The following is a 14,694-nucleotide window of genomic DNA, read 5'->3' as shown; positions in this document are numbered from 1 at the left end:
AGGAGACCCGCGGGGAGGCTCAGGTCACAGGGCCGGGGAGGGAAACGTCACAGCGCGTGCTGCACTGCCGTGCGAGCGTGCTGGCCTAGCATCCGAGCATGACGGTCCTGCCTGACGACGGGCTCTCCCTGGCCGCCGAGTTCCCTGACGCGACACACGAGCAGTGGCAACGCCTGGTCGAGGGTGTGCTGCGCAAGTCGGGCCAGGAAGTCTCCGGTGCGGCGGCGGAGGACGCCCTGTCCACGACGCTGGAGGACGGGCTGCGCACCCGCCCCCTGTACACCGCGCGCGACACCGCGCCCGAGCCCGGCCTGCCCGGCTTCGCCCCGTTCGTGCGCGGCGGCCGCCCTCAGGGCCACACCGTGGCCGGCTGGGACGTACGGCAGCGGCACGCGGCGCTCGCCGACGGCGCGGTCCTCACCGACCTGGAGAACGGCGCCACCTCGCTCTGGCTGCTGGTGGGCGCGGGCGGCATCCCGGTCTCCGGGCTGCGCCGCGCGCTCGACGGCGTCCTTCTCGACCTGGCGCCGGTCGTGCTGGACGCGGGCCGGGACGTCGAGGCCGCCGCCCGGGAGCTGCTGGGGCTGTACGCGCGGCGGGGCATCGCCCCCGAGGCGGCGCGCGGCAACCTCGGCGCGGACCCGCTCGGCTACGAGGCCCGCACCGGAGACCGGCAGGACTTCGCCCCGGTCGCGGCGCTCGCCGAGCGCTGCGCCGGCGCGTACCCGGGGCTGCGGGCGCTGACCGTGGACGCGCTGCCGTACCACGAGGCCGGCGGCTCCGCCGCGCAGGAACTCGGCGCCACGCTCGCCACCGGCGTCGCCTATCTGCGCGAGCTGACCGGGGCCGGGCTGACCGTCGAACAGTCCTGCGCCCAGCTGGAGTTCCGGTACGCGGCCACCGCCGACCAGTTCCTGACCGTGGCCAAGCTGCGCGCGGCGCGCCGGCTGTGGGCGCGGGTCGCCGAGGTGTGCGGGGTGGCCGACGCGGGCGCGCAGCTCCAGCACGCCGTGACATCGCCGGTCATGGTGACCCGTCGCGACCCGTGGGTGAACATGCTCAGGGCGACCGTGGCGGCCCTGGCCGCGGGGGTCGGCGGCGCCGACGCGGTGACCGTGCTGCCGTTCGACCACGCGCTGGGCCTGCCGGACGCGTTCGCCCGCCGCATCGCCCGCAACACCTCGACGATCCTGGTGGAGGAGTCGCATCTGGCCCGGGTGATCGACCCGGCGGGCGGCTCCTGGTACGTGGAGCGGCTGACCGACGAACTCGCCCGTGCGGGCTGGGAGTTCTTCCGGTCGATCGAGCGGGCCGGCGGCCAGGCGGCCGTGCTGCGCTCGGGCCGGATCCGCGCGGCCCTGGCGAAGACCTGGCAGGAGCGCACGGCGCGGCTCGCCACCCGGCGCGAACCCGTCACCGGCGTCAGCGAGTTCCCGCATCTGGCGGAGCAGCCCGTGACCCGCGAACCGGCGCCCGAGCCGCCGTCCGGAGGGTTGCCGCGGGTCCGCCGCGACGAGGCGTTCGAGGCGCTGCGCACCCGCTCCGACGCCCATCTGGCGGCGACCGGCGCCCGGCCGCGGATCTTCCTCGCCACGATCGGCCCGGCCGCCGCGCACACCGCACGCGCCGCGTTCGCCGCCAACCTCTTCCAGGCGGGCGGCGTCGAACCGGTCACCGAGGGCGGCTTCGCGGACAGCGGCGCCACCGAGGCCGTGCTGTGCTCCAGTGACGCGCTCTACGCGGAACAGGCCGAGCGGGCCGCGGCGGACCTGCGGGCGGCCGGTGCCCGGCATGTGTCCCTGGCGGGCCGGCCCGCCGGGTATGCGGGCGTCGACTCGTATGTGTTCGCGGGCTGTGACGCCGTCGCCGTCCTGTCCGCGACCCTCGACCGCATGGGAGTGTCCTGATGGGAATCCCCGACTTCTCCGCCATCGACCTGGGCGGCTGCGACCCGGCGGGCGACGCAACCGAGTGGCGTACGGCCATGCGGCGGGCCGCCGGGGGCGCGGAGCCGCTGTGGGAGACGCCCGAGGGCATCGGCGTCAAGCCGCTGTACACCGGCCGTGACCTGGAGGGCCTGGACTTCCTGGGCACGTATCCGGGCATCGCGCCGTATCTGCGCGGCCCGTACCCGACGATGTACGTCAACCAGCCCTGGACGATCCGCCAGTACGCGGGCTTCTCCACCGCCGAGGAGTCCAACGCGTTCTACCGGCGCAATCTGGCGGCCGGCCAGAAGGGCCTGTCGGTCGCCTTCGACCTGCCCACGCACCGCGGTTACGACAGCGACCACCCGCGGGTGACCGGCGACGTCGGCATGGCGGGCGTGGCCATCGACTCGATCTACGACATGCGGCAGCTGTTCGACGGCATCCCGCTGGACCGGATGACCGTGTCGATGACGATGAACGGCGCCGTGCTGCCGGTGCTCGCGCTGTACATCGTGGCGGCCGAGGAACAGGGTGTGCCGCCCGAGAAGCTGGCCGGGACCATCCAGAACGACATCCTCAAGGAGTTCATGGTCCGCAACACGTACATCTATCCGCCGAAGCCGTCGATGCGGATCATCTCCGACATCTTCGCCTTCACCTCGCGGCGGATGCCCCGCTACAACTCGATCTCCATCTCCGGCTACCACATCCAGGAGGCGGGCGCGACGGCCGACCTGGAGCTGGCGTACACGCTCGCGGACGGCGTGGAGTACATCCGCGCGGGCCGGGAGGCGGGCCTTGACGTGGACGCGTTCGCGCCCCGGCTCTCGTTCTTCTGGGCGATCGGCATGAACTTCTTCATGGAGATCGCCAAGCTGCGGGCGGCCAGGCTGCTGTGGGCCAAGCTGGTGTCGCGCTTCGAGCCGAAGAACACCAAGTCGCTGTCCCTGCGCACGCATTCACAGACCTCGGGCTGGTCGCTGACCGCGCAGGACGTGTTCAACAACGTCATCCGCACCTGTGTGGAGGCGATGGCGGCCACCCAGGGCCACACCCAGTCGCTGCACACCAACGCGCTCGACGAGGCGCTTGCCCTGCCCACCGACTTCTCCGCGCGCATCGCCCGCAACACCCAGCTGCTCATCCAGCAGGAGTCCGGCACCACCCGGGTCATCGACCCGTGGGGCGGCAGCGCCTACGTCGAGCGGCTGACGTACGACCTCGCCCGCAGGGCGTGGCAGCACATCGAGGAGGTCGAGCGGGCGGGCGGCATGGCGCGGGCCATCGACGCCGGCATCCCCAAACTCCGGGTGGAGGAGGCGGCGGCCCGCACCCAGGCCCGCATCGACTCGGGGCGGCAGCCGGTGATCGGCGTCAACAAGTACCGGGTCGACAGCGACGAGCAGATCGAGGTGCTGAAGGTCGACAACTCGGCCGTGCGCGCCCAGCAGATCGAGAAGCTGCGCAGACTGCGCGCGGAGCGGGACGAGACCGCCTGCCGGGACGCGCTGGACGCGCTCACCCGGGCCGCCGACGGCGACGGCAACCTGCTGGAGCTGGCCGTGCACGCGGCCCGCGCCCACGCCACCGTCGGCGAGATCTCCGACGCCCTGGAGAAGGTGTACGGCCGGCACGCGGGCCAGATCCGTACGATCTCCGGCGTGTACCGCAACGAAGCAGGCGAGTCACCCTCCGTGGACCGCACCCGCGCCCTGGTGGACGCCTTCGCCGAGGCCGAGGGGCGCCGGCCGCGCATCCTGGTCGCCAAGATGGGCCAGGACGGCCACGACCGCGGGCAGAAGGTGATCGCGACCGCCTTCGCCGACCTGGGCTTCGACGTCGATGTCGGCCCGCTGTTCCAGACCCCCGCCGAGGTGGCCCGGCAGGCGGTCGAGGCGGACGTGCATGTGGTCGGGGTGTCCTCGCTGGCCGCCGGCCACCTCACCCTCGTGCCGGCGCTGCGCGAGCGGCTGGCCGCGGAGGGCCGGGAGGACATCATGGTCGTGGTGGGCGGGGTGATCCCGCCGCAGGACGTGCCGGCCCTGCTGGAGATGGGTGCCACGGCCGTGTTCCCGCCCGGTACGGTGATCCCGGACGCGGCGTACGACCTGGTGAAGCGGCTGTCGGCCGACCTCGGCCACGAACTGTAGGGCGCCATGGCGGCGATCGATCTCGACACCTATGTGAAGGGCGTGCTCGACGGGCGGCGGGCGATCGTGGCCCGCGCGATCACCCTCGTGGAGTCCACCCGGCCGCACCACCGCGCGCTGGCACAGGAGTTGCTCACCGAGCTGCTTCCGCACGGCGGCCGGGCCCGGCGGATCGGCGTGAGCGGGGTGCCGGGCGTGGGAAAGTCCACGTTCATCGACGCGTTCGGCACGCTGCTGACCTCGCTGGGGCACCGGGTGGCGGTGCTCGCCGTCGACCCGTCCTCGACCCGCACCGGCGGCTCGATCCTCGGGGACAAGACCCGGATGGAGCGGCTGGCCGTGGACCCGGCGGCGTTCGTACGGCCCTCCCCGAGCGCGGGCACGCTCGGCGGGGTGGCCAGGGCCACCCGCGAGTCGATCGTGGTGATGGAGGCGGCGGGCTACGACGTGGTCCTCGTGGAGACCGTCGGCGTCGGCCAGTCGGAGACCGCGGTCGCCGACATGGTCGACTCCTTCCTGCTGCTCACCCTGGCCCGCACCGGCGACCAGTTGCAGGGCATCAAGAAGGGCGTCCTGGAGCTGGCCGACGTGATCGCCGTGAACAAGGCGGACGGCCCGCACGAGCGTGACGCCCGGGCGGCGGCGCGGGAACTGGCGGGTGCGCTGCGGCTGATGCACGGCAGGGACGCGGCGTGGACGCCGCCCGTGCTCAGTTGCAGCGCGCGGGAGGCGACCGGGCTCGACACGGTGTGGCAGCGGCTCGAACAGCACCGTGCGCTGCTGGAGTCCACCGGCCGGCTCACCGCGAAGCGGCGCGACCAGCAGGTCGGCTGGACCTGGTCCATGGTCCGCGACGAACTGCTGGGCCGGCTGCACGCCGACCCGGCGGTCCGCGCCATCGCCCCCGAGCTGGAACAACGCGTCAGGGACGGCTCATTGACGGCGACCCTGGCCGCACAACACATCCTGACCGCCTTCACCGACCCCCCACCTCAAAGAAGCACGGGGAACTAAGCCCCCAAAGGGTCGCGGGGAACTGCGCGCCCAGCCACAACACACCCGCCCCCGACCACGCACCACCGCCACGCGCCCCAAAGGGGCGCGGGGAACTGCGCGCCCAACCACGAGCACCCGCACCCGACCGACGACGCATCACGGCCCTTGCCCCCAAACTCACCTCACCCGCGGAACGAACAGCGCCCCGAAGGGGCGCGGGGAACTGCGCGACCGGCCACAACGAAGCCGCACCCGACCGACGACACATCACGGCCCAACCCGCGGAGCGTCCGTGGACAGCCGCCGATACGCGGCGTGGGCATTGACCAGACGGGCAAGCACCGTGCCCACGAGCGTGGCGCCGAACAGGCATGTGAGCCAGAACCCGTCACGGTGCGAGGCCCAGGACAGCGTGCCCGCCGGTGGAATCCCGAAGCCGTTGAGGAGCAGCCAGCACAGCAGCGCCGTGCCGGGCGCCGCCACGAAACGGGCGCACAGCCCGAGCAGCGCGGCCAGCAGGGACAGCACGGTCAGCGCGAGCGTGGGCCGGTACGGGCCCACGAGGTGGTTGAGGAGCGCCACCAGTACCGATGCGCCGCCGACGGCCCCGGCCCACACCAGCGGCGTCGCGACGGGCTCGGGGACGGGGGCGGCCCCTGAGCGGAATGACACCCACTCGATCATGCTGACGCTTCCTTCCGGTCCTGCCCGGTGCCGACGCAGGGCGGTGCCTGAGCAGGCACCGTCGGCTGGTTCCGGGACGCTCGTTAGAGTGTCACCAACCGTTTTGCAAAGGAACAGTCAAACCAGACAGGGGGCCACAGTGGGCGCCGCACGCATGAGCAGCACGCCGTTGCCGGGCATCGGAGTGCGCTACGACCTGACCACGCGGGAGCAACGGCGCCTGTCGGTGGTGGCCCACCGGGACGGCTCCCGGACGCTGAGCGCCTACCGCGCGGACGACCCGGACGCCTGCGCCCTGTCGGTCCGGCTGGCCTCCGGCGAGGCGGACGCGCTCATCGACGCGCTGATGCCCAAGCACCACAGCCCGAGCCTGCTGTCGACGACCGAGCTGGGACTGGTCGCCGAGCGGGTCGAGCTGTCCGCCACGTCCCACTGGAACGGGCGGCTGCTGGGCGAGACCCGGATGCGGACGGAGACCGGCGTGTCCATCGTGGCCGTCATGCGCCGGGCCGAGGCGATCCCCTCGCCCGGCCCGGACTTCCGGCTGGCCGGCGGCGACACCCTGATCGTGATCGGCACCCGCGAGGGCGTGGACGCGGCAGCCGAGATCCTCGGTCGGGAGTGACGGTCCGTGCACTCCTCCGCGATCTTCCTGATCGAGTTCGGCGCGGTTCTGCTCGGCCTCGGTCTGCTGGGCCGCTTCGCCGGGCGGCTGCAGTTCTCACCGATCCCCCTGTATCTGCTCGCCGGTCTGGCCTTCGGCGAGGGCGGGCTGCTGCCGCTGGACGCCAGTGAGGAGTTCGTCGCCACCGGTGCCGAGATCGGTGTGATCCTGCTGCTGCTCATGCTCGGCCTTGAGTACACGGCGAGCGATCTGGTCTCCAACCTCAAGACGCAGTACCCGGCGGGCCTGGTGGACGCGGCGCTGAACGCGCTGCCCGGCGCGGTGATGGCGCTGCTGCTCGGCTGGGGCCCGGTCGCCGCCGTGGTCCTCGCCGGGGTGACCTGGATCTCCTCGTCCGGGGTGATCGCCAAGGTGCTCGGCGACCTGGGGCGGCTCGGCAACCGCGAGACCCCGGTGATCCTGAGCATCCTGGTCCTCGAAGACCTCTCCATGGCGGTCTACCTGCCGATCCTCACCGCCCTGCTCGCCGGCACCGGGCTGGCCGCGGGCAGCGTCACGCTGGCCATCGCCCTCGGGGTCGCGGGCCTGGTGCTGCTCCTCGCGGTGCGCTACGGGCGGCACATCTCCCGCTTCGTCTCCAGCGACGACCCGGAGAAGCTGTTGCTCGTGGTGCTGGGGCTGACCCTGCTGGTCGCCGGGGTCGCACAGCAACTCCAGGTCTCCGCCGCGGTCGGGGCGTTCCTCGTCGGGATCGCGCTGTCCGGGGAAGTCGCCGAAGGTGCCCACAACCTCCTCGCGCCCCTGCGGGACCTGTTCGCCGCGGTGTTCTTCGTCTTCTTCGGTCTGCACACCAACCCCGCGGACATCCCGCCCGTGCTGCTGCCCGCGCTCGCGCTGGCCGTCGTGACCGCGCTCACGAAGATCGCCACCGGGTACTGGGCCGCCCGCCGGGCCGGGATCTCCGCCAAGGGCCGCTGGCGGGCGGGCGGCACCCTCGTCGCCCGCGGCGAGTTCTCCATCGTCATCGCCGGACTCGCCGTGACCGCCGGGATCGAGCCCTCGCTCGGCCCGCTCGCCACGGCGTACGTGCTGATCCTCGTCGTCCTCGGTCCGCTCAGCGCACGCTGGACCGAGCCGCTGGCGCTGGGGCTGGTGCGGCGGTTCGGCAAGCCGGCGGTCGCGGGGGAAGCGCCGGCCGAGGCCGAGGTCGCTGTCGCGGGGCCGCGGGATTCGGCGGAGGATCAGGACGCGGTGGGCCGCGCTTGACCTCCGGTCCGGTTGGCGGTCGACCACGGCCGTCGATTGTCTGCGGCGCCGTCGTGGCTACTCGCGCCGTTCCCCGCCCACACGGTGCCCTCGGCATCGCGGCCGCCTCGGCTGCCGCGCCGTCGTGGTTGGTCGCGCCGTTCCCCGCGCCCCTTCAGGGCGCCCGCCCACACCGGGATCTACACGCCACCCCCCGCCTTGCGGCCCCGGCTGCCGCGCCGTCGTGGTTGCTCGCGCCGTTCCCCGCGCCCCTTTGGGGCGCCTGCCCGCACCACGGACTACACGCCACCCCCCGCCTTGCGGCCCCGACTGCCGCGCCGTCGTGGTTGCTCGCGCCGTTCCCCGCGCCCCTTCAGGGCGCCTGCCCGCACCACGGACTACACGGCACCGCCCGCCTTGCGGCCTCGGCTGCCGCGCCGTCGTGGTTGGTCGCGCTGTTCCCCGCGGCCCTTTGGGGCGCCTGCTGTGCCGGGGGCTGCACGGGTCATAGGGGGCGGGTTGGCCAGGCCAGTAGGCGGGCTCCTATGACTGCGGTCTGGAGGGTGTAGCGGTCGCCGGGGTCGGTGGGATCGGAGCCGGTCAGGGCGTGGATCCGGGCCAGCCGGTAGGTCAGCGCGCGCACGCTGAGCGACAGTTCACGGGCCGCCACCGTGGCCACGCAGCCGCTGTCGAAGTACGCCGTGAGGGTGTCGATCAGCGGCTGCGCTCCGCCGCGGGCCCCTTCCAGCGGGCCCAGGGTGTGCCGGACCAGATCCACCAGCGCCGGCCGGTCCCGGGCCAGGACGGGGAAGACGAGCAGATCGGCGGCGCGCAGCAGCGGATCGTCGAAACCCATCCGCTGGGCGACGTCGAGGGCGTTGAGCGCCTCCTCGTAGCTGTGCCCGATGCCGACCGCGCCCGGCCGGGACCGCCCGACGGCGACCTGGCTGCCCTCGACCCGGGCGTGCACGAGCTTGCCGAACCAGGTCAGCACGTCGTCCTGGTCGCCGGGGGCGATGCACACCATCCGCCCGTCCTTGGTGGTGAACAGGATGCGGCGGTTCTCGAAGCGGGCGAACAACTCGTCGGCGACCTGCCGGGGTACGGGGTCGGACTCGTCGTAGCCCTCCGGCCCGCCGGCCACCGCGACGGAGTGGGTGCGGGACAGGCGCAGCCCGAACCGTTCGCAGCGGGAGGCGAGTTGGCCCGGGTCGCCGCGGCCGTGCAGCAGGTCGTCGATGAACTCGCGGCGGGCGGCTTCCTCCCTGCGGACGACGTGCCGCTGCGCGCGCTCGTACCCGTCGGCGAACGCGTCGACCGCCTGCTCCACGACGGCGAGGACGCTGTCCGCGTCGGCCCCGGCGGGCCGGCCGGACCGGCTCGCCGTGAGGTGCGCGCGCACCATGGCCCGCCAGCCGTGTCCGGCCTCCGCCGCGCGGGCGCCGAGGTGGCGCCGGGACTCGATCTCGTCGCGGGTCAGCCGGCGGCCGGTGACAGCGGCGTCCGCCAGGATCTCCTGGAAGCCGTCGAGGAACGCCTCGGTGGTCGCCTCCGGCGCGGACGCGGGCCGCGTCCGGGGTGTGTTCGGATACGTCTCCTCGATCATCCGGAAGCCGCCCACGGTCACCGTGTCCCCCGTCCCCGTACGCCCGTCGGGGCCCCCGCGCCCCGTCTGCTTCCCATACTCCCCGAAACCACCGGCTCCGCCCCGGTCCCGGCGCCGGCCAAGGCCCACGGGCCCGACGGACCGCGTCCCGTGCTCGCCGTACGCGTGGCTCTCGCCGTACGCGTGGATGTCTCGGCCAGCCCGCTCATCCCTTGGCACGGGCCACCTCCACCTGGTCGGCCGCGGCCACATCGGGCGCCGTGCGCCATGGGCGACGGGTCAGGCGGCGGGTCAGGGGTTCGGTCCAGCGGGCGGTGAGCGGGCCCAGGATCACCAGGAGCAGCACATAGGCGGTCGCTAGGGGGCCGATGCGCGGTTCGACGCCGACGGCGAGTCCGGCGATGACGATGGAGAACTCGCCGCGGGCGACGAGGGTGCCGCCCGCCCGCCAGCGGCCCTTGGCGGAGATCCCGGCCCGGCGGGCGGCCCAGTACCCGGTGGCGATCTTCGTGAGCGCGGTCACGACGGCCAGCGCGAGCGCGGGCAGCAGCACGGGCGGGATGTCCGCGGGGTTGGTGTGCAGACCGAAGAAGACGAAGAACACCGCGGCGAACAGGTCCCGCAGGGGCGCGAGGAGGTTGTGGGCACCTTCGGCGACTTCCCCGGACAGCGCGATCCCGACGAGGAACGCCCCGACCGCGGCGGAGACCTGGAGTTGCTGTGCGACCCCGGCGACCAGCAGGGTCAGCCCCAGCACCACAAGCAGCAGCATCTCGGCGTTGTCGGAGGAGACCGCGCGGCTGACCAGGCGGCCGTGCCGCAGCGCCACGTACAGGACGGCGCCGACCGTGCCCAGCGAGATCAGCAGGGTGACGGTGCCGCCGGCCAGGCTCACCCCGGCGAGCAGGGCGGTGAGGATCGGCAGGTAGACCGCCATGGCCAGGTCTTCGAGGACGAGCACCCCGAGGACGACGGGGGTCTCCCGGTTGCCGATCCTGCGCAGGTCGCCGAGCACCTTGGCGATCACCCCGGACGAGGAGATCCAGGTCACCCCGGCGAGCGCCACGGCGGCGACCGGGCCCCAGCCGAGCAGCAGCGCCGCCAGGGCGCCGGGGACCGCGTTGAGGACGAAGTCGACGGCCCCGGAGGGGAACTGGGTCTGCAGGGTGGTGACGAGTTCGGAGGCGCTGTACTCCAGGCCGAGCATGACCAGCAGCAGGATCACCCCGATCTCGGCGCCGGTGGCGACGAACTCCTCACTGGCCGTCAGGGGCAGGATGCCGCCCTGTCCGAAGGCGAGCCCGGCGAGCAGATACAGAGGTATGGGCGAGAAGCCCACCCGCCCGGCGATGCGGCCCAGCAGGCCCAGGACGAGAATGATCGCCCCGAGTTCGATGAGCATGGCGGTGGTGTCGTGCACGGGCGTCTGACCTCCGTCGATCGGTTCGGTGGCGGCGTCTGTGCCTTCGCGGTTACCGGGCGTCGGACGGGTCGTCCGTGCCGTTGCGCGTGCGCATGTCCGTTGGCCGGCCCGGCGGCTCGATGCCGTCCCACGGCGGGAGGGTGCCGGGCGGTGAGTGCGGGTGCCGTCGGGCGCATCCCGCGGTGGAAGAGGGACCGGATCGGCGGAGGATCCGGGGCGTCAGCGGGAGCGGTGGTCGCTCAAGGCGGCGCTGTCGGTATCGGGAACGCTGTCGCGGGCGGTGTTGCCGACGCGGACCCGGACGGCGGCACGCGCGCGGACGGGTCGGTCCATGTCACGCCCCCCATCACGTCGGCCGGGAACCGGCGACCACCAACGACCGAGCATGCCTACGCTCAACAGAGCGTAAGCACTCGGTAAAGAAGTCTATCGCATGCCGGAACGGCCCCTCAGGAGAACGTCAGAACGTCCACATGGGCGCGCGGGGAAACTCACCGCGACGAACCGGACCGCCGCCGGGCCCGGTCGGGGTCGAGGAGCTGAACGGCGATGCCCATGACGACGAGGCCGGCGGCGATCAGCAGCCCGTGGGGCAGGAAGACGCCCAGGGCGAGCGCGGCGCCACCGCCGGCCAGCCCCCACCAGGCGCCGGTACGCCGGTACTCGCGGGGCCGCGCGGGACGCCCGGATCCGAGGGCGCGGGCGAAGCGGGGATCGTCCCGCTCCAGCCGTGCGGCGAGGTCGACCAGGCGTTCGTCGTCGAACTGGGTCACGGCTCCATCCCTCCCGAACCTGACACCCGTCAGGAGCCGGCCCGTCACATACGACGCGACCGGTCCGCCGGACCTCCAGGCTCTCCCCCGCCCGCGGCCTGCCGCCATCAGGTGCGGCCCTCATCCTTCCTGGTGGTTGCCCCACACGGAAGCGGTCACGCATAACGGGCGTACGACCCGGAAGATGGGTGCTGCCACCGATGGCGCACCGGCCGGAAGCCCACCACCCTGGTGGCAGCGGAGTCCATGTCGAGGAGGCGGAACGCGGTGCCCCTGTACTGGCGGATCTTCCTGCTGAACGCCGTCGTGCTGGTCGTGGCCACCGCTCTGCTGCTCGGCCCGGTCACCGTGTCCACTCCCGTGCTGCTCACCGAGGCCGCGATCCTCGCCGTGGGCCTGGCCGCCATGCTGGTCGCCAACGCCCTGCTGCTGCGCGTCGGCCTGGCCCCGCTGCAACGCCTCACCCGCGCCATGACCACGGCCGATCTGCTGCGGCCGGGGCGGCGCCCGCCGGTCGGCGGGCACGGCGAGGTGGCCGAGCTGATCACGGCGTTCAACACCATGCTCGACCGGCTTGAGGACGAGCGGGCGACCAGCAGCGCCCGCGCGCTCTCCGCCCAGGAGGCCGAACGCCATCGCATCGCCCGCGAGCTGCATGACGAAGTCGGGCAGACCCTGACCGCCGTCCTGCTGGAACTGGAGCGGGTCGCCCGGCACGCCCCGTCCGAACTCCGTGCCGAGCTGCACGAGGTGCAGGAGACCACCCGGGCGAGCCTGGACGAGATCCGCCGCATCGCCCGCCGGCTGCGCCCCGGCGTCCTCGACGAGCTGGGCCTGACCCGCGCGCTCAAAGCGCTGACGGCCGAGTTCACCGGGCCCGCCCTGTCCGTGCAGTCCCGGCTCGACGCGGAGCTGCCGCCGCTGGCCCGCGCGTCCGAGCTGGTCGTCTACCGTGTCGCCCAGGAGGGGCTGACCAACACCGCCCGGCACGCCCAGGCGCGCCGCGCCGAGGTCAGCCTCCGGAGCACGGCCACCGGAGTGGAGCTGCGCATCCGCGACGACGGCCGCGGCATCGGCGGTGCGCCCGAGGGCGCCGGCATCCACGGCATGCGCGAACGCGCCCTGCTCATCGGCGCCGATCTCGGGGTGGGCCCCGGGCCCGGCGGAGGCACCGAAGTACGTCTGGCCGTCCCCGTACCCGACCGGAATCCCTGAACCATGCCCCAGCCCTCACCCACCCGCATCCTGCTCGCCGACGACCACGCCCTGGTCCGCCGCGGGGTCCGGCTCATCCTGGAGAGCGAGCCCGATCTGACCGTCGTCGCCGAGGCCGACAACGGCGCCGAAGCGGTCGCACAGGCCCGCGCCCACCACCCGGACCTGGCCATCCTCGACATAGCCATGCCCCGGCTGACCGGTCTGCAGGCCGCGCGTGAACTCTCCCGCAGCGAGCCCGACCTGCGGATCCTCATCCTGACGATGTACGACAACGAGCAGTACTTCTTCGAGGCGCTGGGCGCCGGCGCCTCCGGCTACGTCCTCAAGTCCGTCGCCGACCGCGACCTGGTCGAGGCGTGCCGCGCCACCATGCGCGGCGAACCGTTCCTCTACCCGGGGGCCGTCAACGCCCTCGTACGCACCTATCTGGATCTGGCCCGGGAGGGCCGTGCGCTGCCGGCGCGGGCCATCACGGACCGCGAGGAGGAGATCCTCAAGCTCGTCGCCGAGGGGCACACCTCGCAGGAGATCGCCGACCTGCTCGTCATCAGCCCGAAGACGGTGGAGCGCCACCGCGCCAATCTGCTGCAGAAGCTGGGCCTGAAGGACCGGCTGGAACTCACCCGGTACGCGATCCGCGTCGGTCTGATCGAGCCCTGACGGGGCCCTGGCCGGGCCCGGGCGTGCGGTGCGCGGCGGTGGCGGAGCACCGGCCGGGCGTCTGCCGGGCGGGCTGCCGTTCGGCTTCGGCGGCCACCGCGGACGGGGAGCGGCGAGGGGCGCCGGGGGATCCGGACGCGCCTGGGGAATCGGGCGCGGGGGCGTGCGGACGGTGCCCGGGGCGCAGGACGCGGGCGAACAGCCGCGCGTGTCCCGCCACGACGGGGCCGAGGACCGCGAGGACGAGCACATACCCGGCGATGAACGGGGCGAGACGGCCGTCCAGGCGTGCGCCGGCCGCCATGGACGCCAGGATCAGCGCGAACTCCCCGCGGGCCACGAGGGTGGTGGCGATCGCCGCGGCGGGCTCCGGGCCGTAGCGGTAGAGGCGGGCGACGCACAGGCCCGCGGCGACGTTCATGACGAGGGTCAGCGCGGCGGCGACGGCCACCGGTACGGCGACGGTGGCGAGGTCCCCGGGGTCGATGGCGAGCCCGAAGGCGAAGAAGAAGATCGCGGCGAAGGCGTCGCGCAGCGGATGCACCAGCGCGCGGATACGCCGGCCGGAGGGGGTGCCGGCCAGGATGAGGCCGACCATGAAGGCCCCGATGGCGTCGGCCACGCCTAGGAGTTCGGAGACCCCGGCGATCAGGACCGCGGCGCCCAGGAAGCTGATGACCAGCAGTTCGTTGTCCCGGGTCACGATCAGACGGCCGACGAGCCGGGTGCCGTAGCGGGCGGCGGCGGCCAGCACCAGCAGGAATCCGAACGCCTTCGCGCCCTGAGCCACCGCGTCCCCGATGCCCTGCGCGCCGCCGACGACCGGCTGGAGCGCGGCGAGGTACAGCGCCAGGAAGATGTCCTCGACCACGATGACGCCCAGGATCAGCCGGGTCTCCGGATGGCCCAGCCGACCCTGGTCGATGAGGATCTTCGTGACGATCGCGGACGACGAGATGCCCAGCACACCGGCGAGCACCAGCGCTTCCCGCACGCCCCAGCCCAGCGCGAAGCCGAAGGCCAGGCCCGCGCCGACGTTCAGCAGCAGATAGACACCGCCGGCGGTCAGCAGCCGCCTGCCCCCGTTCCTGAGGTCGTCCAGGTGGAATTCGAGCCCCAGGCAGAACAGCAGCAGGACCAGTCCGAGCGCGGAGAGCATGGCGAAGTCGTGGGCGTCCTCGACGAGGACCGGTCCGGGGGTGTGCGGGCCGAGCAGGATGCCGGCGAGCATGAACAGCGGAATCGTGGGGAGCCCGATACGGGCGCCGAGCCGGGCGAGCAGGGCGGCGCCCACGAAGGCGCCGCCCATGGCGAGCAGTGTGTCGGCATGTCCCACGGGCCACCGCCTTCCGCACCGCGGTCTCGGGACGGGATCCGGTCTGC

12 protein-coding genes are annotated in these 14,694 nt (G+C 73.3%); 7 read left to right on the top strand and 5 right to left on the bottom strand.

Annotated elements, in window-relative coordinates:
• Positions 1-98: 98 nt before the first annotated feature.
• The 3 genes from AC27LF_RS04620 to meaB are packed head-to-tail and all read left to right on the top strand — an operon-like array spanning position 99 to position 5,095.
• Positions 99-1,907 carry a methylmalonyl-CoA mutase subunit beta gene (locus tag AC27LF_RS04620; RefSeq protein ID WP_479661614.1) on the top strand — a complete coding sequence of 603 codons (1,809 nt, stop codon included), beginning with the start codon at positions 99-101 and terminating at the stop codon, positions 1,905-1,907.
• Complete coding sequence (gene scpA, locus AC27LF_RS04615; protein WP_479661615.1) at positions 1,907-4,081, top strand: methylmalonyl-CoA mutase; 2,175 nt, start codon at positions 1,907-1,909, stop codon at positions 4,079-4,081. Before AC27LF_RS04620 ends, scpA begins: the two co-directional genes overlap by 1 nt.
• A gap of 6 nt (positions 4,082-4,087) precedes the next feature.
• Entirely contained in the window at positions 4,088-5,095 is a 1,008-nt protein-coding gene (gene meaB / locus AC27LF_RS04610; protein WP_479661616.1) for a methylmalonyl Co-A mutase-associated GTPase MeaB, read from the top strand.
• 249 nt (positions 5,096-5,344) lie between these two features.
• On the opposite strand, the gene AC27LF_RS04605 is transcribed toward meaB, so the two are convergent.
• Positions 5,345-5,761, bottom strand: a complete 417-nt coding sequence (locus tag AC27LF_RS04605) for a hypothetical protein (protein WP_479661617.1) — start codon at positions 5,759-5,761, stop codon at positions 5,345-5,347.
• A gap of 154 nt (positions 5,762-5,915) precedes the next feature.
• On the opposite strand from AC27LF_RS04605, the gene AC27LF_RS04600 reads away from it, so the two are divergent.
• Positions 5,916-6,386, top strand: coding sequence for a cation:proton antiporter regulatory subunit (locus AC27LF_RS04600; RefSeq protein WP_479661618.1), 471 nt, complete (start codon positions 5,916-5,918; stop codon positions 6,384-6,386).
• 6 nt (positions 6,387-6,392) lie between these two features.
• Positions 6,393-7,652: a cation:proton antiporter gene (locus AC27LF_RS04595; protein ID WP_487231265.1), complete on the top strand. Its 1,260-nt coding sequence runs from the start codon at positions 6,393-6,395 to the stop codon at positions 7,650-7,652.
• 484 nt (positions 7,653-8,136) lie between these two features.
• On the opposite strand, the gene AC27LF_RS04590 is transcribed toward AC27LF_RS04595, so the two are convergent.
• The 3 genes from AC27LF_RS04590 to AC27LF_RS04580 form a co-directional block, all read right to left on the bottom strand.
• Positions 8,137-9,258, bottom strand: coding sequence for a PucR family transcriptional regulator (locus tag AC27LF_RS04590; protein WP_479662444.1), 1,122 nt, complete (start codon positions 9,256-9,258; stop codon positions 8,137-8,139).
• Positions 9,259-9,442: 184 nt separating this feature from the next.
• The gene (locus AC27LF_RS04585; protein WP_487231264.1) at positions 9,443-10,657 is read right to left on the bottom strand and encodes a cation:proton antiporter; all 1,215 of its coding nucleotides are present in this window, start codon (positions 10,655-10,657) and stop codon (positions 9,443-9,445) included.
• A gap of 494 nt (positions 10,658-11,151) precedes the next feature.
• Positions 11,152-11,433: a DUF3040 domain-containing protein gene (locus AC27LF_RS04580; protein ID WP_404038453.1), complete on the bottom strand. Its 282-nt coding sequence runs from the start codon at positions 11,431-11,433 to the stop codon at positions 11,152-11,154.
• Between the two features lie 267 nt (positions 11,434-11,700).
• Between AC27LF_RS04580 and AC27LF_RS04575 the strand changes: the two genes are divergently transcribed.
• Together AC27LF_RS04575 and AC27LF_RS04570 are read left to right on the top strand one after the other, a co-directional pair.
• Positions 11,701-12,648, top strand: coding sequence for a sensor histidine kinase (locus tag AC27LF_RS04575; RefSeq protein ID WP_479657723.1), 948 nt, complete (start codon positions 11,701-11,703; stop codon positions 12,646-12,648).
• Positions 12,649-12,651: 3 nt separating this feature from the next.
• On the top strand, positions 12,652-13,311 hold the full coding sequence (locus tag AC27LF_RS04570; protein ID WP_479657724.1) for a response regulator: 660 nt from the start codon (positions 12,652-12,654) through the stop codon (positions 13,309-13,311).
• Here the strand turns inward: AC27LF_RS04570 and AC27LF_RS04565 are convergent.
• Positions 13,271-14,647 carry a cation:proton antiporter gene (locus AC27LF_RS04565; RefSeq protein ID WP_479657725.1) on the bottom strand — a complete coding sequence of 459 codons (1,377 nt, stop codon included), beginning with the start codon at positions 14,645-14,647 and terminating at the stop codon, positions 13,271-13,273. The genes AC27LF_RS04570 and AC27LF_RS04565 overlap by 41 nt on opposite strands.
• Positions 14,648-14,694: the final 47 nt, after the last annotated feature.

The sequence above is a fragment of the Streptomyces diversicolor genome (assembly GCF_057537855.1).
The sequence above is the reverse complement of the archived record's forward strand: the minus strand, read 5'-3'. Positions and strand labels throughout refer to the sequence as shown.

Coding starts and splice junctions, on each gene's coding strand:
- AC27LF_RS04620 (WP_479661614.1), top strand. CDS start 99: ATGACGGTCCTGCCTGACGACGGGCTCTCCCTGGCCGCCGAGTTCCCT.
- scpA (WP_479661615.1), top strand. CDS start 1,907: ATGGGAATCCCCGACTTCTCCGCCATCGACCTGGGCGGCTGCGACCCG.
- meaB (WP_479661616.1), top strand. CDS start 4,088: ATGGCGGCGATCGATCTCGACACCTATGTGAAGGGCGTGCTCGACGGG.
- AC27LF_RS04605 (WP_479661617.1), bottom strand. CDS start 5,761: ATGATCGAGTGGGTGTCATTCCGCTCAGGGGCCGCCCCCGTCCCCGAG.
- AC27LF_RS04600 (WP_479661618.1), top strand. CDS start 5,916: ATGAGCAGCACGCCGTTGCCGGGCATCGGAGTGCGCTACGACCTGACC.
- AC27LF_RS04570 (WP_479657724.1), top strand. CDS start 12,652: ATGCCCCAGCCCTCACCCACCCGCATCCTGCTCGCCGACGACCACGCC.